Here is a 23,085-nt window from a genome sequence, read left to right on the forward strand (position 1 = left end):
CTCTCTCCACGATGCGACTCGTGTGTTCAACCGGCATGATTCCCGACATTTTGGACCGGCATGATCCCCGACAGTTTGGGTTAAGCGGTCTGTTCACCCGGTTCGCGCAGCCCCTCACGCGGCGGAGCGAACCGGGTGAACAGACCGCGGCGGTCGATGAGACCGACGTCGAGGTCGCAGAAGCGGACGACGTGGTCACCGGTATCGAGTTCGGCGATGCCGACAAGTTCGTTCACCAGCGCCTGACCGATAAAGACGAACTTGCCTTTCCATTTGATCTCTCCGTTGCCGCGAACACGGCGGGCCTGGTGATTGGCGTCATACCAGGGGTCTTGCTCGCGATCCGGCATGGTGCGTTGAGATGCTCGATAGGCGTCTTCCGGCGGCCGTTGGCCCAGCGCTTCGTGAGGACGTTCCCTATTGTAATGCTCTCGGAAGGCGTCAAAGCGGGCCTGTTGCTCCGACGCATTATCTGCCGGTGGGCTCGATGTTTGCGCCTTCAAGGTGCGATGCATGCGCTCATGGCGACCGTTCTCCTGCGGCGAGGCCGGACGGATGAAGCGCGGCGTAATGCCGAGCTTCAGCCACCAGACCGACAATGTGGTGAGACCGCCGGCGCCGCGCGAGCCGAACGGCGAACCATTGTCGCAGCGGATTGCCCGCGGCAGGCCATGCTCGCGGAAAGCTCTTTCGAAGCGGGGGCGGACGCCCTCGGTCGTCGGTGCGACGATCTGCAGTTCGATCAGGAAGCGGCTGTGGCTGTCGGCCACCGTCAGGGGATCGACCCGGCACTGGTCGCGGGTGCGAAACCAGCCCTTGAAGTCCACGCTCCACTCGTCGTTCGGCTCCTGCACCGGCGTGCAGGGACGCCGCTGGTCGAGCGGACGGCGACGGCGCTTCACCGGCGAGATCAGCCCCGCGCGCTTGAGAATGCTCCCAATCGTCGACGCCGCCGGCCAATCGATCTCCGGCGCCTGGCGGTCGAGCAAGGCGAGCAGCTTGCGCGGTCCCAGATAGGGAAAGCGCTGCCGAGCCGCGATCACCTTCTCTGCAATCGCTGCATCGGTCGTTTGTCGGCATTGCTGCGGCGCGTGCGAACGGTCCCTGAACCACTCCGGATCGCCGCTCTGCTTCCGCTGGCGCCATGCGTAAAACGTGTCGCGGCAGATACCGTGACGGCGGCACAACTCCGACACGTTCCAGTTCCCGCTCTCGTACTCCATAAACATCCGGATACGCTCTTCCATCCGACTGGTCTCTCTGAACGGCATCGTCGGGCCCTCCCGCCGATGCTTCTAGAAACCTGTCGGCAATCATGCCGGTCTAAACTGTCGGGTATCTATCCGGTCTGTACCGTGGAGAGAGCCCCCACCCCAGCCCTCCCCCGCAAGCGGGAGAGGGAGCCGACTGCCGATGCAGCGGTTGTCCCTCAACTCTTCGGCACCGGCTGCCGGCGCGCCGGGCGGGTCATTGCTTCGAGTTCAAGCAACTGGTTGAGCTCCGCCTCGGTCAGCAGCTTCTCCTCCAGCACGATGTCGGCGACCGAGCGGTTCTCCTTGAGCGCACGGCGCGCCACGCGCGATGAGGCCTCATAGCCGAGCGACGGCGCCAGCGCCGTGATCAGGCCGATCGAGCCTTGCACCAGGCTGCGGCAGCGCTCGCGATCGGCCTCGATGCCGTCGACGCAGCGCTTGGTCAGCGTATCGACCGCCGCCGTCAGCATGCGCAGCGAGCTCAAGACGCAATAGCCGATGGTCGGCTCGAACGCGTTGAGCTGCAACTGGCCACCCTCGGCGCACATCGTCACCGTGAGGTCGTGCCCGATCACCAGGAACGCCACCTGGTTGACCACCTCGGGAATGACAGGATTGACCTTGCCGGGCATGATCGACGAGCCGGCCTGCACGGCCGGCAGGCGGATTTCGCCGATGCCGGTGCGCGGCCCGGACGACAGCAGCCGCAGGTCGTTGCAGATCTTGGACAGCTTGACCGCGACGCGCTTGAGCACGCCGGAGAACAGCACGAAGGCGCCGAGATCGGACGTCGCCTCGATCAGGTTGGAGGCCAGCACCATCGGCTGGCTGGACAGCCGCGACAGCTCCTCGACCGCGAGCGCCGCATAGCGCGGATCAGCATTGATGCCGGTACCGATCGCGGTGGCGCCGAGATTGACCTCGCGGAACAGCGCGGAAATCTCGTTCAAGCGCGCGACGTCCTCCTTCACGGTCACGTGGAAGGCATCGAATTCCTGGCCGAGCGTCATCGGCACCGCGTCCTGAAGCTGGGTCCGCCCCATCTTCAACACGTCCGCGAACTCCACCGCCTTGCCCTTGAGGGAGTAGGCGAGATCGTCCAGCGCGCGCACCAGCGGCTGGGTGGCGAAGATCACCGCGAGCCGCAGCGCGGTCGGATAGGCGTCGTTGGTCGACTGCGCCATGTTGACGTCGTCGTTCGGATGCAGCGCGTGATAATCGCCGGGCTTGCGCCCCATCAGCCGCAGCGCGACGTTGGCGATCACCTCATTGGCGTTCATGTTGGTCGAGGTGCCGGCGCCGCCCTGGATCGCGTCGACGACGAAGGACTCGGCATAGACCTTTTCGGTCGCAATCTGGGTGCAGGCCGCTTCGATCGCATCCGCCTTCTCGGGTGCAAGGTAGCCGAGCCGCTTGTTGGCGCGCGCGGCGGCCTGCTTCACCAGCGCCAGCGCGCGGACGAATTCCGGGAAGTGCCCGACCGGCACGCCGGTGATCGGAAAGTTCATCACCGCGCGCTTGGTGTGAATGCCCCACAGCGCATTGGCCGGCACGTCGTCCTCGCCGAGCAGATCGTGCTCGGTGCGGGACTGCGCCTGCTCGATCGGCACGGTGCGGACGGTCGCGACCGCGAGGTGGCTGGGGCTGCCGCTCTCGCCGGAGGCGGACGCGGCAGCTGCAGTTTTGGCGGTCTCAACCTTCGATTCGGCCATCGGTATCTCCGTTACCTCTCGCAGATCCTGTCGTCGGCGACGCCGGCGATGATGCGCCCGGTGCGCGTCGAAAGCCAATGCCTATCGGCAGAGTCTTGCACACCGGCGAGTGGCCAGACGCGGAAAACCGGCATTGGCGCGCGCCGAACCGGGAGATTAAGGGCTTTGCCTTATCCGTCATGATAACAACAACTTATAGCTCGATATCGTGGCTCGCTTGGCGACCGATGCGGCTGCTTTCTCCGCCCCGTCGTCGCGTGCTAGACGAGCATCGACTGGCGCAAGGGCGCCGCCGACACTGAACGAACCAAGGGCCAAAAAGCCGTGTCCAACAACAACGAAGCGATCACCATCAAATTCCGCTGCCCGGCGGAGCTCGAGGGCAAGATTCCGCCGCCGGTGCCGGCGTCGTTGGGTCTTCCCGGATGGCTCAAGGCGATGCCGACGCAGGCCTTCAATACGATGAGCAATCGCGACGAGGATACCGTCAAGCGCTGCCCGCCATTCGTCGATGCGATGACATCGGGTTTCCTGTTGCCGCTGGTCTGCGATCTCAAGGTCGAGAATGGCGCGATCACCTGGGACAATGACCTTCCGGCCGGCGGCGCGCTCGAATTCCCGCGCTCGCCGGTCGGATTCCACGACGAAAGCCAGGTGGTCGGCTCGCCGCTGTTCGAGCCCGACCGCTTCGTCATCAAGTTCATCAATCTGTGGACCATCGAGGCGCCGCCGGGCTACTCGCTGTTCTTCACACATCCGGTCAACCGGTTCGACCTGCCGTTCACCACGCTGACCGGCATGGTCGATTGCGATCTGTTTCACGACAGCTGGGTTCATTTCCCGGCACGCTGGCACGACACCAGTTTCAACGGCGTGTTGCCCAAGGGCACGCCGGTTGCGCAGTGCTTCCCCGTGAAGCGCGAAAACTGGGTCGCGCAGACCGCGGCGATGACGCCGGATGAAACATCGCGCGCCCAGGAACTGACCAACAGGATGGCCCGCGAGTCCGGACTCTATCGGCGCCAATTCCGGACGTAGAGCGGGCGCGCGAAGCTGCGCTGCGGGGCGATGACGGGGCTTGGTGGGGCAAGTCTCTCTTCACGCGTCGTCCCGGCGAAAGCCGGGACCCAGACGCCGCAGCGGGTGTTGTGAACAGGACCCGTCGTTCCAACGTCGCGCAACAAGCAGCATTTGTGGTTATGGGTCCCGGCCTTCGCCGGGACGACGATGAGTGTGTTGCACGATCTGTGAGTCACACATCCGCATTCTCGCGACATGATCTGTCCGAGCTTTGCTCTTCGTTCCGCCCCTTTCAGGACTCAGGGAAAGCCGGCCCATCCTGGAATTCCGTGCCCCAGCGGCTGGAAGCTCTAGACTGTAGTTTTGACGCGTTTTCCTGGCGCGAACCGGGTGTCCGAAAACGCTAGCTCAGGAATTCCGCAAAGGCGCTGCGACGGAAGAAGAAGCGGCCGTGCGATGACATGATCAGCGCGGCGGTCGTGCGGCCGATCATTTGCGGCCGGCCGCGCAACGCCAGGCGCAGATTGGCCTCGCCGGCGGCGCGGTCGCCCATTTCCAGAAGACTGGCGGAGAAGCTGAGACGCATCAAGGGGTCGTCGGGGCGCTGCGCCATCACCTGGCGGTAGAGATCCGCTGCGGCAGCATATTCGCCATCGAGCAGCAGCACACGCGCGAGCGCGGCCAGAACATCCGGATGTCCCGGCGCCGCAATGCGCAGCTTCTCCAGAATCTCGCGCGCCCGGCCGCGCTCATTGCGCTGGGGCAGCAGCTGCGCCAGCAGGAGCTGAAACTCGAGGCTCCCGGGCGCGAGAGCAAGCGCGCTCTCGATGACGGCAACCGCCTCGTCGATGCGACCGGCCGAGTGCAATTGCCCTGCCAGCGCCTGGAATGCCGGCAGGTAAGGCGGCCGCCGCGCGGTGGTTCGCCGCAGCACATCGATCGCCTCGCTGCCGCGACCGGCGCCGCCAAGCGCTGCGCCGAGCAGGGTCTCGAGGCCGGGATCCTCGACGCGACGCACGGCTCGCTCGAGCGGCGCGATCGCCTCCTCGTTGCGGTTCTGGATCATCAGCGCCCGTGCCAGGATCGAGGCCGCGCCGACATCGGTCCGGTTTGCCTTCAAGACCTCTGCCGCCAGCCGCTCGGCTTCGACGACCTGTCCCATCTGCAATGCGACCACGGCGCGTTGCAGGACCGGAGATGGGCTGGGCCCGCGATTGGAAGGAGGCGGCGGTTTCGGCATGCGGTCCGTCGTGAGATGGGTCTTGTCAGCCGTTATCACTGCCTCCGACGGAGCGTCCAGCGAAAGTCGCATCCGGACACCGAGATACCGTCCGGTTCCGCCCCCACCGTCCGATTTCATGCATCCCTGCGGCTCTCAGGCGACAGGGACCAACCGCCCTCGCCCTGCAATTTTTCGACTGCTTAACCTATTCAATCTAGCTTGGGTTGCCATAACAGGGCCCGGCTTGATGCTCGCAACAACGCTCGAAACCATTCAGTCGACGGACTCGAAGCGCACCAATTACACGCGCGGAATCCTCGTGATGCTGGTCGCCGCCCTCCTGTTCAAGGTTGTGTGGTTCTCCCAGCTGGGGCTGGGACGCGGCCGCGAACTGGTCGACTTTGCCGCCTTCTACATTACCGCAAAGCTGGTGTGGCTCGGCGACCTCGACCAGGCCTATCAATTCGCGAAGCTCGCCATCATCGAGAAGCAGGCGTCGGGCGGGCACGACGGCTTCATGCCATGGACCTATCCGCCGCAATTCAACCTGCTGCTGGCTCCGTTCGCGCTGGTCCCGTTCGGAATGGCCTATCTGTTGTTCATGGCCTCGACGCTGGCTCTCTACCTCGCCGTGCTGCGGCGCATTGCCGGAAACCGGTTCGTGCTCGTGCTCATCGTTTTCTTTCCGACGATCGGGGTCACGCTGGCATGCGGTCAGAACAGCTTCCTTACCGCCGCACTGATCGGACTGGTGTGCCTGTACTACGAAGAGCGACCGATGCTCGCGGGCGTGGCCCTTGGTCTCATGATCATCAAGCCGCATTTCGCCGTTGCCTTCGCACTCTATGCCATCCTGCGGCGCTCCTGGATCGTCGTGATGACGGCGGGCGCCGTCGTGCTGATCAGCTCGGCGATCTGCACAATGCTGTTCGGCATGCAGATCTGGACCGTGATGCTGCAGAGCGTGCATGATTCGTCGGTATTCCTGCGGGAAGCCTATTATCCGCTGTATCGAATGGTCTCGGCCTATGCCGCGTTGCGAACCACGGGGTTCTCCGCATCGGCAGCGTTTGTCGGCCAGGGCGTCGTCGCCGTCCTTGCGCTCGGCGTGGTGCTGGTCGCGGCCTACCGCAAGATGCCTGCGCGCGAGAGCCTCGGCCTGACCGCGATCGTATCGGTCTGCATCAGCCCCTATGCGTATGATTATGATTTCCTGATCTTCAGTGTCGGAATGGCGCTGCTGCTGCCGGCGCTTCAGGCCAAGGCGCGCGAGTGGGAACGAGCGGTCATCTATGCCGCGCCGATACCGATCGGAGCCTTCGGCTACATGCACACGGTCCATAACAACACGCCCCGCACCGACGCCCATTGGGTCGACGTGCTTTCGATCGGAGGCTTCGGGATCGCCGCGCTGATCACGCTGATCGTCGGAATCCTGCTGCTGCGCGGGTCAAGCGCCGCCTCCGTTCCGGCGCAGGCGCCGCTCGCGAGGATTTGAGCACCCGGCGCGACATCCCCGCGATCGCGCGCTTACGGCGCCATCATTTCGAGGCGATCGCGCGCCGGCAGGGTCGACGCGAAGGCCTTCAGGGCGCCGGCGACGAGCTTCGGCTCCGCGGCGGGCGTGACGTAGAAGGTTACGTCACCCCGTGCGCCGGTCACCGGAATCGTGTGCAGGATCGCGACCTTCCTCCAACTCGCCGGCACGCCCTGCGCAAACCAGCTGTCGTAGATCATGGTGACGCCGACATGATACTCGTCGGCGAGCGCGGCCATCTCGGCCGGGCCGTAGCGGCCGGCGCGCTTCGCCTTGCGCACGCGCTCCGAACCGAGCCCCCACAGATCCAGGACAAAGTTCGGATTTCCCCAGGCAACGAGCCCAAGATCGTTCACGGCAACCGGCCGCCGGTAGAACTGCTGGGCGAAGCGGCCCAGCTGATAATGCTGCTCGTAGACGCCGCGCGAGGCAAACGGCGTCTCCAGGGCGGCGCTGACATAGCCCACGCTGGCAAAACCGGCTAGCCCGACGCCGGCGAGCGCGGCAGCAGTCCATTGCGGGACGCTCAAGAGCGCTCTCGCGCGTGCAACCGCGTAGAGCAACGCCAGCACCGCAAGCGCAACGATGTAAACTTCATACCGGTAGAACCAGCCATATTGGCCAAAGCCGAGATGCGCAGCGATCGCGGCGAGCACCGTCGCACAGACGATCAGCGTGCTTCGGTCGGAGCGCAGCAGCGCCATCGCGCCGGCAAGCGCGAGGCCGAGCAGCATCAGCCTGAAGCCGGCAGGATCGGCGAAGCTGTCGCCGAGATTGCGGAGGACGGAGGCGAACACGCCGCTTCCTTCATAGCCGGATTCGGCGATGCGCGATTTGAGCAATACCGAGCTCGGCAAAAGCGGCAGACCGAGCGAGGCCATTCGCGCGAAGTACGCGGCGAACGCGCAGAGCGTCACGGCGGCGGCCGCGGCGGCAAAACGGCGCTGGCCGAGCAGAGCAAACCCCATCATCGCCGCGACGGCAAACGCGATTCCCTCGAAGCGAATCAGCGGCAGCAGCACCAGCGCCGCGAAATGCATGGCGGTCGGCGACCGTCCGCGCGCGGCTTCGGTCAGGCCGCCGAAAGTCGCGACCGTGGCCCAAACGTGAAGACTGTGCTCCATGCCGGTCATCGGCAGGGCGATCGCGCTTGACGAAAAAATGGCGAGCAGCGCGACGAAAAACAGCAGCGGCTTCTCTCGGCCAGGATCGAGCAGTTCAGCCGATTCAAGAATGCGCAGGAAAGCCACGACGGTCGCGGTCGCGGCCGCGGCATTGATCAGGAGCGGACCGAATGCGCCAAGATGCAGCGTCTCGGTCACGGCCAGCAGATATGGCCAGATGATCGACGAGCTTGGCGACGAGACCTCGGACGCATTGACGCCATAGCCGCCGGACCGGATGTGATCGGCGACGGCAAGGTGAATGTAGGAATCGTCGAGGGTGAAGATCAGCCGGCCGTCGCAGAGCATGACGCTGAAGATCAGCGTCGCCGCGAACAGCACGAGCCACAGCAATGCCGTCACAAGCGGGACGCTCTGCCGGATCGCACCGGATCGCGGGAACGACGCGTGGTTGGCGGCGACGCCAGGCATCAGATGCGCATCCGTTTGAAAATCGTCTCCGGCAGCGCGCAGATGATCGCCATCACCAGCCGGAAGCGGCGGGCCACATAGATCACGTCACGCGGACTCGTCACATCGGCCCGGAAGATATCCTCCGCGACCCGATCCGGCTGCACCGTCAGGGGAGCCGGCAGCTTCATATGCGCCGTCATCCTGGTCCGCACGAATCCCGGCTTGACGGTGACGACGCGGACCTTGCCCGCAAGCGCCAGGCGGTTGCGCAAGCCGGACAGGAATTGCGAGAAGCCGGCCTTGGCCGCGCCGTAGTAATAGTTCGAGGCCCGCCCGCGATCGCCGGCAACCGAGCTCACGCCGACGATGGTGCCCGAGCCGCGCGTCGCGAAGGCTTGCGCGAACAGTTCGAGCAGCAGGCTGGGCGCCTCGAAATTGGTGCGAATGATCCTCGTCGCAAGCTCGGGATCAGTCTCGGCGCGCGGTTGATCGCCGAGCTCTCCGACGACGCATACGACGGTGTCAGGAAGTGCGGAAAGGCCGGCGACGAAGCCGGCAAGCTGCCCTGTCTGCAGCACGTCGAGCGCGACAACCGAGGTTTCGGTACCGCTTCGTGTCTTGATGTCGTCCGCATTGCGCTGTGCCGCCTCGATATCGCGGGCGGCGAGCATCACGCGCCATCCCTCGCTCGCATAGCGCAGCGCGGTCGCGTGCCCGATGTCCGAGCTGCCGCCAATCACCAGAATTGATTTTGTGCCGGTCATCAAATTCCAAGCCGTGCTGAAAGATGGGACACGAGGCGGTTGCTCGCCCCGGTCTGCTGGCGAATGTCCCGGAAGGCCGCAAGGCCGGGATATCCGGATTCGAATGTCGCGCGGGACTGCCGCGCGTCCTTGGCGAGATAGAGCCGGCCGCCGGCATCGACCACCAGCGCGTCGAGCTGGTCAAGAAACCCGAACAGCGCGTCGCTGACCGGAAAGTCCATCGTCAACGTATAGCCGCGGAGCGGAAACGACATCGGCCCGCTGCCTTCGCCAAGCTGCTTGAGCACCGCGAGAAACGACGCATCGCCGCGCCGCGACACGCGATCGAGAATTTCGGCGAGAACGCGGCGCGCGCGGTCGAGCGGGATCACGCATTGATATTGCACGAAGCCACGCCGGCCGTAGATCCTGTTCCAGTCGGCGACCGCATCGAGCGGAAAGAAATACGGGTCCCAATGGACCAGCCGCGGCTGGCCCGGATGCGCGGCGCCGCGGCGGAAGTACAGCTCGTTGAACACCCGCATCGATGCGCGATTGAGCAGCCATCCCGGAAACAGCTCCGGGACCGCGAGCCGCGACGTGCGAAGCCTGGGAAACGTCTCGAGGTCGGGCCCCAGCATATCCTTGTCGCGGCGCGTGGCGTGCTCGGCCAGATAGACCAGCGACCGTCCGAGCGCCGCGCCGCGCGCCAGGCAGTCGATCCAGGCCACCGAATAGGTGCTCGATGCGCGGCTATCCAGCTGATCGATCGCCGCGTCGAGATTGCTTGCGACGCGGGTGTCCTGCCGCAGCCACGCAGTCTCGATCGGCAGCAGCCGCAGCGTCGCATCGAGGATCATGCCCGTCAGGCCCATGCCTCCCAGCGTCGCCGCGAACAGCGCGGCGTTTTCCGAACGCGAGCAGGTGACGATCTCGCCGCCCGCCAGCGCGAGGCGGAACGAATCGACGATGGTGCCGAAACCGCCATCGCGATGATGGTTCTTGCCGTGAACGTCGGCCGCGATCGCGCCGCCGACCGTCACGAATTTTGTGCCGGGCACGACCTTGAGGAAGAAGCCGCGCGGCTCGAAAACGGCAAGGATGTCCGCGATGGTCACGCCGGCTTCGACCGTCAATCGCGCGGTTGCGGCATCGAAGCTCCGCATCCGGTTCAGGCCGCGCGACGAAATCGTGGATTGCGTTCCGATCGCGGCATCGCCATAGGCCCGCCCGGCCCCGCGCGCGACCACGCCGGACCGCGCAAGCAGGTGGTCCCGCGCGCCCGCGGGCGTCTGCGGCGCCAGCAGTTCGGACGACGCCCTGGGATAGTTGCCCCAGCCGGACAGGCCAATCCCGCCCGGATTGGAGGCCGATGGCACAGGTGCTGGTAACGCAGCCGCGGGCATCGCTAGATGGCGGCGAGCATGATGGCGCCGATCGCGCCGAGCGCGACCCAGCTGACGCGATCCCTCAGCGCAAAGATGACCGGATCGTCGTCGATCAATCCGCGCTGCGCGAACAGCATCACGCGGCCGATCCAGTACATCAAGATCGGGCAACCGACCCAGAGCAGTTGCGGATGGCTGTAAAGCGCGCGCACCGTATCGGACGAGATGTAGAGCGTGAAGATCACGACGGCGTTGAAGCCTGACGCGGCGGCGAGGATCGCGATCATCGATTTGTCCCCGACCTGGTAGCCGCGCGCCGCCAGCACGGCGCCGTCCGGCTGGCCGGCGAGCTCGATATAGCGCTTCACCAGCGCCAGCGACATGAAGATGAACAGCGAGAACGCAAGCAGCCATTCCGACATCGGCACGCTGATCGCGACGGCGCCGCCGATCACGCGGACGGTGTAAAGCGTGGCGAGCACGACGACGTCGACGGTCGCGATGCGCTTGAGCCAGAACGAATAGGAGGTGGTCAGCGCGAAATAGCCGAGCAGGACGCCGCCGAACTCGATCGATATCGACATTGCGATCGCAAATGCGGCGACCAGCGCCAGGGCCATCGCGCCGACGGCCCGCGATGCCGGGATGGCGCCGCTTGCGATCGGGCGGCCACGCTTGGTCGGATGCGCGCGGTCGGCCTCGACGTCGAGAAGGTCGTTCAGGATGTAGGCGCCCGACGCGCAGAGCGAGAATGCGATCACCGCAAGCAGCGACGTCACCGCCGATCCCAATGCGAATTTGTGCGCGGTCAGCAGCGGCACCAGCACCAGGGCGTTCTTGGCGTATTGATGCACCCTGAACAGCTTCAGCCAGCTGCGCATATTGACGCGCATGCCGACCTGCGCGGGCGCGGACGGCTCGGATCGAGCGGGGCGCGCGAGGCGCGATGCGGAATCGGGCAACGCGACCGCCGCGCTGCCGATATAGTCAAAACCCTGGCGAAGCACGGGCGGTAACTCTTCGCGCCGTGCCGCCGGCAATTGGCGTCCCGGCGCGGCGGCCCAGGCCGTGAAGACGCCAAGGTGCTGAGCGACCGCGCTGACGAATGGCTCGGGATGGGTTTCCGAGCAAAGGTAGACCGGGCGGCCTTCGCCCAGCACCTGCAGCAGGAACCTCACCGCGTCGCGGTCGAATTGCGCCCGGGATGGATCGAACCCCGATGGATCACCATGGGTCGATTGCGCTTGCGGTCCAAAGAAAGCCGTGATCGCCACGGCGAACGCGCGAAGGCGGCGGATCAAGTCGGATGCGAGATCGGCCGGGACGGAGCTTCCCCGCACCATGACCTCGTCGACATCGACGACGAGCGGCCGGGCCTTTGAACGCAGCGGCTCGCGAACGGCATCGCCGCCCCCCTGCTCAACCCGTTCTGGAACGCTAGCTCGCATACGCGCGGTCTTCCGGTGCCCCCCTCCCCATTGTCCCGGACTTTCCCTAATTTGGGGTGAACTTGATCTCGGGTGAACTTGGGGGGAGCGAATGCCGGGCAAATGGCGCCGAAATGCGTGTTGAAAAGCCTCGCCGACAGCGCACGGCGAGCGAAAAATGGCGATCCCGGGAAGACTCGAACTTCCGACCTACGGTTTAGGAAACCGTCGCTCTATCCGGCTGAGCTACGGGACCGCACCGCCCGCAGCGCAGGCATGCGGGCGTCGCCATTCCATAGCAGAGCTGCCGGGTGATCGCCAGCCCGCGCCACATCGGGCGCGCGCGAAGTTGCATGGCGTTTGGCGCGTCGCGCGTTACGCCACCTGCCGGGCCGGATTCGAGGCGCCATCCGCGCGCGCCCGACGTGCCGGCAGAAACTCGATGGCTTCATCCTTCAGCGAGCCGAAGCGCAGCGTCATGATATCGAGTGCATAATTCTGGTAGAGCCGCCACGGCCGGCGCGAGCCCTGCTTGGGGAACTTGGCGGCGGCACGCTGGATATAGCCCGAGGAGAAATCCACCCAGGGCAGTTCGGTCACTGTCGGATCGTTCCGCCGCGGCGTGACTTGCGCGTAACCGTTCGCCTTCATGTGATTGAGCATGCGGCAGACATATTCGCAGGTCAGGTCGCATTTCAGCGTCCATGACGCATTGGTGTAGCCGAAGGCGGCGGCGAGGTTCGGCACGCCGCTATACATCAGCCCCTTGTAGTTCATGGTCTTCGACAGATCGACGCGCGCGCCGTCGACATTGATCTCGAGTCCGCCGAGCACCTGCAGGTCGAGGCCGGTCGCGGTCACCACGATGTCGGCGTCGAGCACATTGCCGCTCTTGAGCTTGATGCCGCCCGGCGTGAAGGTCTCGATCTGGTCGGTGACGACGGACGATCTGCCGTTGCGCAGCGATTGGAACAGATCGCCGTTCGGCACCAGGCAAAGCCGCTGGTCCCACGGATTGTAGCGCGGCGTGAAATGGGTGGCGACATCGTAGTCGGGGCCGAGCGCGTGGCGCACGCCGCCGAGGATCAGCTTCTTCACGCGCTCCGGATCGCGCTTGCAGAGCCGGTAGAAATACATGCCGAACAGCACGTTCTTCCAGCGCGTGAGGCCGTAGGCGAGCTTGGCGGGCAGCCGCGCGCGCAGCCAGTTGGCGACCTTGTCCTCGTCCGGACGCGCCACGACATAGGTCGGCGAACGCTGCAGCATCGTGACATGGGCGGCGGTCTTGGCCATTTCTGGCACCAGCGTCACCGCGGTCGCGCCACTGCCGATCACCACCACCTTCTTGCCGGCATAGTCGATGTCGTCGGTCCATTTCTGCGGATGGACGGCGCGCCCGGCGAAATCGGCGATGCCGGGGAAGTCGGGCGTGTAGCCGTGCTCATATTTGTAGTAGCCGCTGCACATGAACAGGAAGTTGCAGGTGAAGCGCTCGATCGTCTTCTCCGGCCCGCGCTCGACCTCGACCATCCATTGCGAGTCGGCGGACGACCAGTCGGCGCGCACGACGCGGTGGTTGAAGCGGATGTTCCTGTCGATGCCGTAGACGCGCGCGGTCTCGCGCACATAGTTCAGGATCGAGGGGCCGTCGGCGATCGCCTTCGGCTCGGTCCACGGCCGGAACGAATAGCCGAGCGTGTACATGTCGGAGTCGGAACGGATGCCGGGATAGCGGAACAGGTCCCAGGTGCCGCCGATGCAATCGCGGCCTTCGAGGATGGCGTAGCTGCGGTCCGGGCAGTTGGCCTGCAAATGATAGCCGGCGCCGATGCCCGACAGTCCCGCGCCCACGATCAACACGTCGAAATGAACGGACACGCCCTGACCCTCCCGTGGCAGTATTGACAATAGATATTGTCAGATAACTTGACATCTGACAATGCCTCGTGTCAATACACTTTCATGGCAAGCAGCCGGAAAGCCCGCCTCTATGGCGGTATGGACGCCGAGGAACGCCGCACCGAGCGGCGGCTCAAGCTGATCGATGCGGCGATCGAGATCTATGGCGAGGTCGGCTATCGCGGCGCCACCGTGAAGGCGATCTGCGAGGCGGCCGAGCTGACCGAGCGCTATTTCTACGAGTCCTTTGCCAACAGCGAGGCTTTGCTGATCGCCGCCTACGGCCATGTCGTCGGCCACCTGCACGAGGAAATGACCGCTGCCGCCGCAGCCGCAGGCGACGATGCCGAGATGAGGCTGCGCGCGGCGCTGACGCTCTATTTCACGCGGCTGAAGCAGCACCCGAAGCCCGCCCGGGTCTTTCTGCTGGAAATTTCCGGCATCAGTCCGGCGGTCGATGCCGTGAAGCTCGACGCCCTGCGCGTGTTCAGCGACATCCTTGTGCCGCCGGCGCTCGATCCGAAGCGCAGCGACAAGGGCGCGGCCGCCTCGCTGCTCTCGGTCGGCATGGTCGGCGCCGTCATCTCGATCGCGCGGCGCTGGGTGTCGAAGCAATACCCGCAGGCCGTCGAGGAGGTCGTCGCGATCGCCGCCAGCTTCTGCCGCGTGGCGCTGACCGAAGCCGACCACCGTGAGGATGGTCACTTATCGTAGCGGCCGGATCGCACCGGCCAGCGGGACCCGCCGATTTTCGATCATGTTTCGCCAGCACTCGCGGACCCGGCCCCTAGCCTGTCGCTGATTTAACTTGCATATCGGGCCCCTCGGTTTTTTTATGCACGGTACCGGGCGCAACGAGGTGCAGCCTGTTTCGCCTGACAAAACAACGTTGTTTGCATCGGCGGAGCTGAATTTTGGTCGATCTGCGCAGGCTTGACGATGTGACCGCGCGCCTCGGCGATGTGGTTCTCGATCCCTCGACCTGGCCGTCCTTCATGGACGAGGTTTGCGCCGCCGTCGGCGCGACCGGCGCTGCGATGCTTCAGAGCGATATCCGCACCGAGGACATTCCGCGCACGGACTCGATCACCGAGTATTTCACCAAGACCTACTTCCCGCACAATCTTCATCTCACCGACATCCGCGCCGCCCGCGGCGTGCCGCTGATGCACGCCGGCGTCGATGTCATCACCGATGCGGATCTGTTCGAGTCCGAAGCCGAGATGCTGCGCGATCCGCTCTACGCCACGCTTGGCGAGTTCGGACTGAAATGGTTCGCGGCCGTCGGCTTCCACTCCGGCCCGGCATTGTGGGCGCTGACGATCCAGCGCTCACCCAGGGAAGGCCTGTTCGACGCCGACGAGATCAAGGCGCTGCGAAGGGTGTCGGCGCCGCTCACGGAAGCCGCGACGCTGTCCGCCGTCGTCGGCCGCTCCGCGCTCTCGGGCATCACCAGCGCGCTCGATCTGATCCAGGTCGCCGCGATTGCCGTCGGCCGCTTCGGCACCGTCATCGGCATGAACAGCCAGGCGGAGAGCTGCCTCGGCCACGACCTTGCGATCCGCAACAATCGCCTCACCCTGCTCGACCGGCAGGCCAATGCCGATCTGACCAGGCTGATCGATCAGCTGGCCCACAGCTCGGACCTGCACCCATTACCGTCGTCGCCGATCGTGGTGCGCAGGATCGACAAGCGGCCGATCGTGATCCAGATCCAGCAGGTGCCGCCGGCCGCGCGCTCGCCGTTCCTGGGCGCGCGCGCGATCCTGTTGATCCGCGATCTCGAAGGCAGCGCGGCGTTCGATCAGGCGCTGCTGGCGGCGACGTTCGAGCTGACGCCGGCACAGGCGCGTCTCGCCACGCGGCTTGCGCGCGGCGATTCGGTCGAAGCGGCCGCGCAGGAGGCCGGCGTCGCCCTTGCCACTGCGCGCAATCAGCTCAAGACGATCTTCCAGAAGACCGGCACGCACCGGCAGGCGGAACTGGTCGCTTTGCTGCACAGGGTGAAGTGAACGATTCAAGGCGAATTGTTCTGATCTCCGCCCCCTACGATGGGAATTCTTCAATTATTCCAATCGGAAAGGCTATGTTCCATCAGATGAGGCAACATTCCACAGGTCAGGAAAATCGTCGGGTTCCCGGGTGACAAGTGTCACTAAAATGGCGACAATCTGCTCACTCTGTGTCGTTCGGGTTTGGTCTCAATGTCCGTGATGCCGTCACGATCATCGACGTTGGCTGTTGCCGTTTACGCCGTCGCTTGCGTGCTGGCGCCGATGAGCGCGCACGCGCAATGGTGGCGCGGCGGGCCGAAGGACTTCGAGGACTGCGCCGACCTCGCCGAGAAGGCGAAGACCAGGGAAGACAAGACCGCGCAACTCGCCGATTGCAACGCCAAGTTCGCCGGCCGCCGCAAGCCCGGCGGCGGCTACACTTATTACGACTTCATGCAGGACCGCAGCTTCGACATCGCCGGTCCCAATCCGACGCCGGACGAGCAGAAGAAGATCGACCAGGAATACACCGGCTATCTCGAGCAGCAGCGCCGCTCGCGTATCGTCGCGGCATTCAATGCGAAGCAACTCGAGCGTCAGGAAACACAGCCGGCGCCGCCGCAGATCCAGCAGGCATCATTGCACAATGAGCCGGTGCGCAGTGAGACTGCGAAAGTCCCCGTCCCCGCCGCAAGGCCGGTCAAGCCGCGGGGCGCTGCCGTCCCTCTTCCCGAGCCGCGGCCGCGGGCAAGCAACTGCGTGAAGGGTACGTTCTCCTGCGAATGGCCGCGGCTTTCCGAGGGATTGGACGGCCTGAAGAAGCTGTTCACGCCGACACCGCCGCCACCGACCAAGGTTGCGAAGCGAACCGACGTCAATCGGTAATCACCATCGCCCAGAACCTCCGGTACGGCGACTTCGGATTGTCGACGAAGGCGACGCCGACGCGCTTCGCGCCCGGCATCAACAGGTTCTCGCGATGGCCCGGCGAATTCTCCCACTGCTTCAGCATCTCGACGAAGGCGATGAAGCCGGCGCCGATATTTTCGGCGGCGCGCTGTTTCTTGAGCGGCGCGATGCGCGTGAAGAAGCTGCCGCCCGCGGAGTGGCTGACCGATCCGGTCGCCGACATCGCCTGCGCCTGCTTCAGCGCCATCGCGTTCAGCTTCGCGTCGAGCTTCACCGCGGGCATGCGGTTGGCGCGCCGGTAGGCACTGATCGAGCCGGCATAGTCGTCGGCGCCTGCGGCCGTGGTGAAGCCAAACACGAAGGTGAGCGCGAGGAACAGCAGCTTCATCTGAAGTCGTCTCTGTCATGGATCAGTGCGCGCGGGAGCGCTTGTAGTGTCGGGGTGCGACCGATTTGCGCGCAGGCGCGGCCGCTCGGCTCGCTGCCGCGGCCGCCGCGCGCTGCTCCTGCAAGCGCGCATCATAGCCAGGCGACGGTGTCACGGTCGGCGGCGCCGCACGGACCGGGCCGGCCACGAGCGCAACAAGCGTGAGCAGCATGATGCTGGACCGTTTCATGATGTCACCTCCTCTGTTGTTCGATCGACGTGGCAGACGATCATCGGCGTTCATGGTCGCTGCCATCGCGGATCTGTTCGGGCGTCAGCCCCGGCGATCCCTTGCCGTCGGCCTCCGCGTTCCGGATCAGCGCGATGACGCGGCGCGACAATGGCACCGCGAGCCCACGGCGATCCGCGATCGCGGTGATCACGCCCTGCAGATAGTCGATCTCGGTGCGGCGGCCGCGCTGCAGATCCTCCCACATCGAGGAGCGCGCCTCGGGATCGATCTTCATGGTGCGGCCGAGCAGCATGTCGAACAGCGCATCGGGCAGCCGCAGCAAGGGCGGCATCCAGCTCGACGGCAGCGGCGTCGGCGACACCGGCGCAATGCCTTCGGCGCGCACCGCGGCCAGACCCTCGGCCATCTGATCGGCAAGCAGTCGTCGCCAGCCGCGCTGCGCGAGCTGTTGCCGCAGCGGAATATTGGACAGCGCATTGAGCGCATTGTTGAGATTGACGATCAGCTTGCCCCACTGCACGCCATCGATATTGGAGGTCGCCTTGATCGCAAGGCCGGGCACCGACAGCCGCGCCGCGGTGCCCGCGTCATCCTGCGCGATCACGATGTCGCCGGAGGTCGAGCGATGGAAGCGGCCGTCGCCGAGCGCGACCACGTTGAACGGCACCATGCCGCCGAGCACCTTGCGGCCCGGCAGACGGTCGCGCAGCAGTGGCACATTGCCGACGCCGTTCTGCAGGCTGATCACCGCGGCATCGCCAGGCGCGTGGCGCGCGATCACATCGGCCATCGCGGCGGTATCGGCACTCTTCACCGTCACCAGCACGATTTCAACGTCGGACAAGATCGACGGATCGTCGGACACAATCAGCCGGTCCGCGGATACCGTCCGCTCGGAGCCGTCAAAGCTGCTGACCCGCAAGCCGTTGCCTGCGATCTCCTGGATCAGCCGCGGCCGCGCCAGCAGCGCGACTCGGCGCCCCGCGGCCGCGAGCATGCCGCCGACGAAGCAGCCGATGCTTCCGGCGCCCGCAATGCCGATCGGCCGGTCCTTGTTCATCTGCAACGTCCATCCATCATTGGCTCGATAGCAGACCTTGGGTTGCCTGCCTATTTCGACGCACCGCAGGCCGGGTGGCCCGCCTTGTAACCGTCATGGGCGGAAGCTATGTTTCCCGCTCGGGGCACGGTTGCGGCAGGAGACGATCATGGGTTTACTCGACGTACTCAACGGCATGCAGAACGGCCCCCGCGGTCCGAGCGGGCCAAGCACATCATCGGACAGTTCGAGCGGCGGCGGAATGTCGCCGATGACGATGGCGATCCTCGCGCTGCTCGCATGGAAGGCGGTCAAGCATTTCTCCGGCGGCCAGGCGGAGACGAGCGCCCCCGAGCCGAAGCCGGCGCAGGCGCCGCCGCTTCCTCCCGGCAACGTCACCGCAGGCCTGCCCGGTGGCGGCGGGCTCGGCGATCTGCTGAAGGGCGGCCTTGGTGGCCTGCTCGCCGGCGGCGCAGCCGGCACCGTGCTCAGCGGCGGTCTCAGCGACCTGCTCAAGCAGTTGCAGGACAAGGGTCAGGGCGATGCGGCCAATTCCTGGGTCAGCAATGGTCCCAACAAGCAGATCGCGCCCGGCGATCTCGCCAGCGCGCTCGGCGCCGACCAGATCAACTCGCTGGCATCGCAGAGCGGCATGTCGCGCGACGAGCTGCTGCAGGGCTTGAGCCAGTACCTGCCCGACGCGATCAATCATCTGACGCCGGACGGACGGCTGCCGAGCGGCGACGAACTGCACCGCAGGCTCTGACGGCAACGTTGATTCCATCTGAGGAGGACGACAGTCATGGGCGGCATCATCTGGGTCATCATCGTCGGCTTTGTCGCGGGGATCATCGCGCGGTTCCTGTCGCCGGGGCCGAATAATCCGAGCGGCTTCATTCTCACCACCGTGCTCGGCATCGCCGGCGCGTTCCTCGCGACCTTCATCGGCCAGGCGATCGGCCATTACGGTCCCGAGCAAGGCGCCGGCTTCATCACCGCCACAGTCGGCGCGCTGGTGGTGCTGTTCATCTGGAACCGGCTGGTCGCGGCGCGCGTGATCCCGGATATCGGAAACAGGTGACGCCGTAGGCGTCATCCCGGAGCGATGCGAAGCATCGAATCCGGGATCTCGAGATTCCCCGGTGCGCAATTGCGCACCTGAGGTTCGATGCCAACGCATCGCTCCGGAATGACGGGGCAACGACCGGTTCAAAATCAAAATGCCCGGGCCAGGCCCGGGCATTTTTCATCTGTGCAACGGCGCTCCGTCACTGAATCAGATGCATGCCGGCATCCATGCGGACGAACTCGCCGGTCATGTTGCTCGACGCCGGGCTTGCCAGGAAGCAGACCAGATTGGCGATGTCTTCGGCCGTGGAGGCGACCTTCAGCGGCACCCGCGCGACCACGGCATCGCGTACCTGCTTGGCGCCTGCCTCGCCGCGGCCCTTGGTGAACCAGGGCGTATCGATATAGCCCGGACACACCGTGTTGACGCGGATCAACGGCGCCAGCGCGCGCGCCAGCGACTGCGTCATGGTGTTGAGCGCGCCCTTGCTCGCGGCATAGGCGACCGACGAACCACCGCCGGAAATGCCGGCGACCGAGGAGACGTTGACCACCGCCGAGGGACGGCTGGATGCCTTCGCGCCGGCCTCGAGCAGCGCGCGCGCGGCACGAACCATCTGGAACGGGCCGATGGTGTTGACGGCATAGATGCGCTGGAAATCCTCCGCGGTCAGGCCGTCGAGATCGTGATGCGGGACGTGCTTGGTGGTGCCCGCATTGTTGACGAGCACGTCGAGGCGGCCCCAGCCCTGCGCGGCGGCCGCGATCTTCCTGCAGTCCTCATCGCGCGAGACGTCGCCCTGCACCACCAGCACCTCGGCGCCTTGCTTGCGGCAGGCTTCCGCGGTCGCTTCGGCTTCCGCCTTGCTGTTGGAATAGTTGATGATGAGGCGCGCGCCCTGCGTGGCGAGGATTTGCGCGGTGGCGGCGCCGAGTCCCGATGCCGATCCCGTCACGATCGCGCACAAACCATCCTTGGACATCTGCATTTTCCTTGTTGTTGTGAGCCAGATGAACTCCGGCGGCGGCACACCATATCGCGTGAGACAGCATCTGCAAACCGCGCCAACCCTCACGTATACGCGTTCGGCCCCTTTTGCAGGCTGGCCCACTGCGCCTCGTCATGGCCGCAGATGATCTTGACGCCGGACGCCTCGAGCCTGGCGATCTCGTCGAGCGACTTCAGAAACTGGTCGACATCGAGGCTGTTCCTCGGTGAAGTCCGCTGGTCGAGATTGGCGCGCACACTGAGTGCGTCGGAGGCGAGCAGGAATTCGCCGCTGTTGTCGAGCTTGACCAGCGCGCCGGTCGTTCCCTTCGAGTGGCCGGGCAGCGGGACCAGCGTGAGCTTGCCGTCGCCGAACACATCCACCTGCTTATCGAAGATCTCCATCTTCAGCGGATGATCCCAATCCGCCTTGATGTATCCGCGATCAAACGCGTTATCGGCATTCGCGGCCTCGACCTCGAGTGCGTGGACGAAGATCGTCGCCTTCTTGAAGAAGGCGTTGCAGCCGCAATGGTCGGTGTGCAGGTGGGAGCAGATCACCACGTCGATGTCGTCGGCGCCGAGGCCAACGGCCTTCAGGCTCGTCAGCACATGATCATCCGCCGGCATGATCGGGCGCATGTATTTGGCCAGCGTGCCGAGCCGTCCTTCAGGATCGGTCGCGACATCGGGATGGCATCCGGTATCGAACAGCACATTGCCTTGCGTGTGCCGCAACAGCACGCAGGACACCGGAAGCTCGATCATCTCGCCGCGCGCCGCGTCAGGCAGATAGGTCCGCTTCGACATCTGGAGACGGCCGCCCGACAACATGTGCATCTTCATCTCTCGTTACCTCCGATTTCGACTTCAAACTACATATGAGTTTTATGGAAACTCATAATGGATTTGACAGCATATTATTCGTCCTTATAGCTTCCGCGCAATGTCGCGATCGCATGACAAATGCGCTCAACGAAGCACCCGGGCTCCTTCGGATCTGCATCGTTGACATCGATCAGCGGCCGTCAAAGGGAAGTTTCGCCACGATGTACACCGTGTTCAGCACGTTTGCTGCGACATCCGATGCGGCAGCGTTCAAACCCTTTCTCTGCATTCCCGCGCGTCCCGACCGCGCATACTTTCCCGATGGCGTCGAAATGTCCTATGGCGCCATCGCGCGGCAGGTCTGCGCATTGCGCGATCTGTACCGCGCAGCAGGCTTCGGCCACGGACACCGCGCCTGCCTGCTGCTGGAGAACCGGCCCGATTTCATCGTGCATTGGCTGGCGCTCAACGGCATCGGCGTCTCGATCGTTCCGATCAACCCGGCCTATCGCGCGGCGGAAATCGCGTACCTGATCACGCATGCCGAACCCGACCTGATCGTCACGCTGGCCGATCAGAAGGAATTGCAGAGGGCGCTGACCGGCGACGTTCCGATGCTCATCGTCTCCGGCGACGATCTCGGCGCCAGCGTCGAGAAAGTCCCGCACGCCCGGAGGCCACCACCACGCGCCGGCGAGCCGGGAAGCGCGACCGAGGCTGCGCTGCTCTACACATCAGGCACGACGGCGCGTCCGAAGGGATGCATCCTGACCAATGAATACGTGGTCTCGACCGGCCGCTGGTACGTCAGCCACGGCGGCGAGGCCACGTATCATGCCGGAACGGAGCGCCTCTACAGCCCGCTGCCGCTGTTCCACATGGCCGGCCTGACCCTGACCCCGATCGCGATGATGCTGACCGGCGGCTGCCTGATCCTGCCGGAACGCTTCAACGCGAAACATGCCTGGCGCGACATCGTCGCGTGCCGGGCAACCGTGCTGCATTATCTCGGCGTGATCGTCGCGGCCCTGCTGGCGCAGCCGGAGACGCCGGACGAGAAAGCCCATGCGCTGCGCTTCTCGATGGGCGTCGGCGCCAATCCCGAGCAGCGCGCGCGGGCCGGCGAGCGCTTCGGCATCCCCTTCGTCGAAGGCTGGGGCATGACGGAGACCGGACGCAGTCCGTTCAACACGGTCGAGCCGCGCCATCTCGAGACCAACACGATCGGCCGCAGCGTGCCGGGGCTCGAAATGACGATCCTCGATGCCGACGGCAATGCGCTGCCGGCAGGCGCAGTCGGTGAGCTCTGCGTGCGCCATTCGGAAGCGACGCCGCGGCGCGGCTTCTTCTCCGGCTATCTGAAGGACCCCGAGGCCACCGAGCAGGCCTGGCGCGGCGGCTGGTTTCACACCGGCGACAGCGCCTGGCAGCACGCCGACGGCGCCTTCGTGTTCGTCGACCGGCTAAAGCACCTGGTCCGGCGCGCCGGCGAAAACATCTCGGCGGCGGAGGTCGAGGCCGTGCTGACGACGTCGCCTCTGGTCAAGCAGGCGGCGGTCGTCGCCGCGCGCGATCCGATCCGCGACGAGGAAGTTGCGGCCTTCATCGTGAGCAACGACGACACCGATGCTTCACGCGAGCTCGCGCAAGACATCTTTCGCTTCTGCCGCGAACGCCTGGCGGCGTTCAAGCTGCCGGCGTGGATCGCCTTCGTGGCCGAGCTGCCGCTGACCTCGACCAACAAGATCCAGAAGCACGTGCTGCTCGGCGCGGACAGGGATCCGCAGTCGCATCCGGGCATGATCGACCTGCGGCAAGACAAGACCAACGCCATAAGGCAATCGAACTAGAGGAAACCAAG

21 protein-coding genes and 1 tRNA gene are annotated in these 23,085 nt (G+C 65.2%); 8 read left to right on the forward strand and 14 right to left on the reverse strand.

Features of this window, described 5'->3' with window-relative positions:
• Positions 1–80 precede the first annotated feature (80 nt).
• Together XI02_RS43470 and XI02_RS43475 are read right to left on the reverse strand one after the other, a co-directional pair.
• Positions 81–1,247, reverse strand: a complete 1,167-nt coding sequence (locus tag XI02_RS43470) for an integrase core domain-containing protein (protein WP_244620959.1) — start codon at positions 1,245–1,247, stop codon at positions 81–83.
• Between the two features lie 182 nt (positions 1,248–1,429).
• Complete coding sequence (locus tag XI02_RS43475) at positions 1,430–2,965, reverse strand: aspartate ammonia-lyase (RefSeq protein WP_172646421.1); 1,536 nt, start codon at positions 2,963–2,965, stop codon at positions 1,430–1,432.
• A 324-nt stretch (positions 2,966–3,289) separates the two neighbouring features.
• On the opposite strand from XI02_RS43475, the gene XI02_RS43480 reads away from it, so the two are divergent.
• Positions 3,290–4,003 (forward strand): hypothetical protein, encoded by a 714-nt coding sequence (locus XI02_RS43480; RefSeq protein WP_069280463.1) that lies wholly within the window; start codon positions 3,290–3,292, stop codon positions 4,001–4,003.
• A gap of 385 nt (positions 4,004–4,388) precedes the next feature.
• Here XI02_RS43480 and XI02_RS43485 read toward each other — a convergent pair whose 3' ends face one another.
• The gene (locus XI02_RS43485; protein ID WP_069280557.1) at positions 4,389–5,147 is read right to left on the reverse strand and encodes a lipopolysaccharide assembly protein LapB; all 759 of its coding nucleotides are present in this window, start codon (positions 5,145–5,147) and stop codon (positions 4,389–4,391) included.
• A 307-nt stretch (positions 5,148–5,454) separates the two neighbouring features.
• On the opposite strand from XI02_RS43485, the gene XI02_RS43490 reads away from it, so the two are divergent.
• Positions 5,455–6,705 carry a glycosyltransferase family 87 protein gene (locus XI02_RS43490; RefSeq protein ID WP_172646419.1) on the forward strand — a complete coding sequence of 417 codons (1,251 nt, stop codon included), beginning with the start codon at positions 5,455–5,457 and terminating at the stop codon, positions 6,703–6,705.
• Between the two features lie 32 nt (positions 6,706–6,737).
• On the opposite strand, the gene XI02_RS43495 is transcribed toward XI02_RS43490, so the two are convergent.
• From XI02_RS43495 to XI02_RS43520, 6 genes are all read right to left on the reverse strand, one after another.
• On the reverse strand, positions 6,738–8,339 hold the full coding sequence (locus XI02_RS43495) for a hypothetical protein (RefSeq protein ID WP_172646418.1): 1,602 nt from the start codon (positions 8,337–8,339) through the stop codon (positions 6,738–6,740).
• Complete coding sequence (locus XI02_RS43500; RefSeq protein ID WP_172646417.1) at positions 8,339–9,085, reverse strand: SDR family oxidoreductase; 747 nt, start codon at positions 9,083–9,085, stop codon at positions 8,339–8,341. The genes XI02_RS43495 and XI02_RS43500 overlap by 1 nt, the downstream gene beginning before the upstream one ends.
• On the reverse strand, positions 9,085–10,470 hold the full coding sequence (locus tag XI02_RS43505) for an FAD-binding oxidoreductase (RefSeq protein WP_172646416.1): 1,386 nt from the start codon (positions 10,468–10,470) through the stop codon (positions 9,085–9,087). The genes XI02_RS43500 and XI02_RS43505 overlap by 1 nt, the downstream gene beginning before the upstream one ends.
• A 2-nt stretch (positions 10,471–10,472) precedes the next feature.
• Positions 10,473–11,900, reverse strand: coding sequence for a UbiA family prenyltransferase (locus tag XI02_RS43510; RefSeq protein WP_172646415.1), 1,428 nt, complete (start codon positions 11,898–11,900; stop codon positions 10,473–10,475).
• Positions 11,901–12,058: 158 nt separating this feature from the next.
• Positions 12,059–12,135: transfer RNA gene (locus tag XI02_RS43515), tRNA-Arg, on the reverse strand.
• Between the two features lie 119 nt (positions 12,136–12,254).
• Positions 12,255–13,757, reverse strand: coding sequence for an NAD(P)/FAD-dependent oxidoreductase (locus XI02_RS43520; RefSeq protein ID WP_172646414.1), 1,503 nt, complete (start codon positions 13,755–13,757; stop codon positions 12,255–12,257).
• An 84-nt stretch (positions 13,758–13,841) separates the two neighbouring features.
• Here XI02_RS43520 and XI02_RS43525 point away from each other — a divergent pair, with 84 nt between their 5' ends.
• From XI02_RS43525 to XI02_RS43535, 3 genes are all read left to right on the forward strand, one after another.
• Entirely contained in the window at positions 13,842–14,492 is a 651-nt protein-coding gene (locus XI02_RS43525; protein WP_172646413.1) for a TetR/AcrR family transcriptional regulator, read from the forward strand.
• Positions 14,493–14,692: 200 nt separating this feature from the next.
• Positions 14,693–15,790 (forward strand): response regulator transcription factor, encoded by a 1,098-nt coding sequence (locus XI02_RS43530; protein WP_069280470.1) that lies wholly within the window; start codon positions 14,693–14,695, stop codon positions 15,788–15,790.
• 192 nt (positions 15,791–15,982) lie between these two features.
• Positions 15,983–16,657 (forward strand): hypothetical protein, encoded by a 675-nt coding sequence (locus XI02_RS43535; protein ID WP_038378594.1) that lies wholly within the window; start codon positions 15,983–15,985, stop codon positions 16,655–16,657.
• Here XI02_RS43535 and XI02_RS43540 read toward each other — a convergent pair.
• The 3 genes from XI02_RS43540 to XI02_RS43550 are packed head-to-tail and all read right to left on the reverse strand — an operon-like array spanning position 16,647 to position 18,361.
• Positions 16,647–17,069: a CAP domain-containing protein gene (locus XI02_RS43540; RefSeq protein WP_172646412.1), complete on the reverse strand. Its 423-nt coding sequence runs from the start codon at positions 17,067–17,069 to the stop codon at positions 16,647–16,649. The genes XI02_RS43535 and XI02_RS43540 overlap by 11 nt on opposite strands.
• Positions 17,070–17,091: 22 nt before the next feature.
• Positions 17,092–17,298 (reverse strand): hypothetical protein, encoded by a 207-nt coding sequence (locus tag XI02_RS43545; protein ID WP_172646411.1) that lies wholly within the window; start codon positions 17,296–17,298, stop codon positions 17,092–17,094.
• A gap of 40 nt (positions 17,299–17,338) precedes the next feature.
• Complete coding sequence (locus tag XI02_RS43550) at positions 17,339–18,361, reverse strand: 2-dehydropantoate 2-reductase (RefSeq protein WP_172646410.1); 1,023 nt, start codon at positions 18,359–18,361, stop codon at positions 17,339–17,341.
• 148 nt (positions 18,362–18,509) lie between these two features.
• Between XI02_RS43550 and XI02_RS43555 the strand changes: the two genes are divergently transcribed.
• Together XI02_RS43555 and XI02_RS43560 are read left to right on the forward strand one after the other, a co-directional pair.
• Complete coding sequence (locus XI02_RS43555; RefSeq protein WP_069280559.1) at positions 18,510–19,106, forward strand: YidB family protein; 597 nt, start codon at positions 18,510–18,512, stop codon at positions 19,104–19,106.
• 36 nt (positions 19,107–19,142) lie between these two features.
• Positions 19,143–19,421: a GlsB/YeaQ/YmgE family stress response membrane protein gene (locus tag XI02_RS43560; RefSeq protein WP_016842385.1), complete on the forward strand. Its 279-nt coding sequence runs from the start codon at positions 19,143–19,145 to the stop codon at positions 19,419–19,421.
• Positions 19,422–19,608: 187 nt separating this feature from the next.
• Here the strand turns inward: XI02_RS43560 and XI02_RS43565 are convergent, their stop codons facing one another.
• A complete protein-coding gene (locus XI02_RS43565; protein ID WP_069280560.1) occupies positions 19,609–20,391 on the reverse strand; it encodes an SDR family NAD(P)-dependent oxidoreductase in 783 nt (260 codons plus the stop codon).
• Between the two features lie 89 nt (positions 20,392–20,480).
• Entirely contained in the window at positions 20,481–21,242 is a 762-nt protein-coding gene (locus XI02_RS43570) for an N-acyl homoserine lactonase family protein (protein WP_016842387.1), read from the reverse strand.
• Positions 21,243–21,277: 35 nt separating this feature from the next.
• Between XI02_RS43570 and XI02_RS43575 the strand changes: the two genes are divergently transcribed.
• Entirely contained in the window at positions 21,278–23,074 is a 1,797-nt protein-coding gene (locus XI02_RS43575) for an AMP-binding protein (protein ID WP_244980893.1), read from the forward strand.
• Positions 23,075–23,085: the final 11 nt, after the last annotated feature.

Origin of the sequence: Bradyrhizobium sp. CCBAU 21365 (genome assembly GCF_015291305.1) — a bacterium.
Taxonomy (GTDB): domain Bacteria; phylum Pseudomonadota; class Alphaproteobacteria; order Rhizobiales; family Xanthobacteraceae; genus Bradyrhizobium; species Bradyrhizobium elkanii.

What these genes read in the sequence shown, in the direction of transcription:
- XI02_RS43560 (WP_016842385.1), top strand. Translation starts at nt 19,143, where the DNA reads ATGGGCGGCATCATCTGGGTCATCATCGTCGGCTTTGTCGCGGGGATC.
- XI02_RS43525 (WP_172646413.1), top strand. Translation starts at nt 13,842, where the DNA reads ATGGCAAGCAGCCGGAAAGCCCGCCTCTATGGCGGTATGGACGCCGAG.
- XI02_RS43575 (WP_244980893.1), top strand. Translation starts at nt 21,278, where the DNA reads ATGAGTTTTATGGAAACTCATAATGGATTTGACAGCATATTATTCGTC.
- XI02_RS43500 (WP_172646417.1), bottom strand. Translation starts at nt 9,085, where the DNA reads ATGACCGGCACAAAATCAATTCTGGTGATTGGCGGCAGCTCGGACATC.
- XI02_RS43470 (WP_244620959.1), bottom strand. Translation starts at nt 1,247, where the DNA reads ATGGAAGAGCGTATCCGGATGTTTATGGAGTACGAGAGCGGGAACTGG.
- XI02_RS43495 (WP_172646418.1), bottom strand. Translation starts at nt 8,339, where the DNA reads ATGCCTGGCGTCGCCGCCAACCACGCGTCGTTCCCGCGATCCGGTGCG.
- XI02_RS43550 (WP_172646410.1), bottom strand. Translation starts at nt 18,361, where the DNA reads ATGAACAAGGACCGGCCGATCGGCATTGCGGGCGCCGGAAGCATCGGC.
- XI02_RS43555 (WP_069280559.1), top strand. Translation starts at nt 18,510, where the DNA reads ATGGGTTTACTCGACGTACTCAACGGCATGCAGAACGGCCCCCGCGGT.
- XI02_RS43490 (WP_172646419.1), top strand. Translation starts at nt 5,455, where the DNA reads ATGCTCGCAACAACGCTCGAAACCATTCAGTCGACGGACTCGAAGCGC.
- XI02_RS43510 (WP_172646415.1), bottom strand. Translation starts at nt 11,900, where the DNA reads ATGCGAGCTAGCGTTCCAGAACGGGTTGAGCAGGGGGGCGGCGATGCC.
- XI02_RS43565 (WP_069280560.1), bottom strand. Translation starts at nt 20,391, where the DNA reads ATGTCCAAGGATGGTTTGTGCGCGATCGTGACGGGATCGGCATCGGGA.
- XI02_RS43545 (WP_172646411.1), bottom strand. Translation starts at nt 17,298, where the DNA reads ATGAAACGGTCCAGCATCATGCTGCTCACGCTTGTTGCGCTCGTGGCC.
- XI02_RS43475 (WP_172646421.1), bottom strand. Translation starts at nt 2,965, where the DNA reads ATGGCCGAATCGAAGGTTGAGACCGCCAAAACTGCAGCTGCCGCGTCC.
- XI02_RS43570 (WP_016842387.1), bottom strand. Translation starts at nt 21,242, where the DNA reads ATGAAGATGCACATGTTGTCGGGCGGCCGTCTCCAGATGTCGAAGCGG.
- XI02_RS43505 (WP_172646416.1), bottom strand. Translation starts at nt 10,470, where the DNA reads ATGCCCGCGGCTGCGTTACCAGCACCTGTGCCATCGGCCTCCAATCCG.
- XI02_RS43485 (WP_069280557.1), bottom strand. Translation starts at nt 5,147, where the DNA reads ATGGGACAGGTCGTCGAAGCCGAGCGGCTGGCGGCAGAGGTCTTGAAG.
- XI02_RS43535 (WP_038378594.1), top strand. Translation starts at nt 15,983, where the DNA reads ATGTCCGTGATGCCGTCACGATCATCGACGTTGGCTGTTGCCGTTTAC.
- XI02_RS43540 (WP_172646412.1), bottom strand. Translation starts at nt 17,069, where the DNA reads ATGAAGCTGCTGTTCCTCGCGCTCACCTTCGTGTTTGGCTTCACCACG.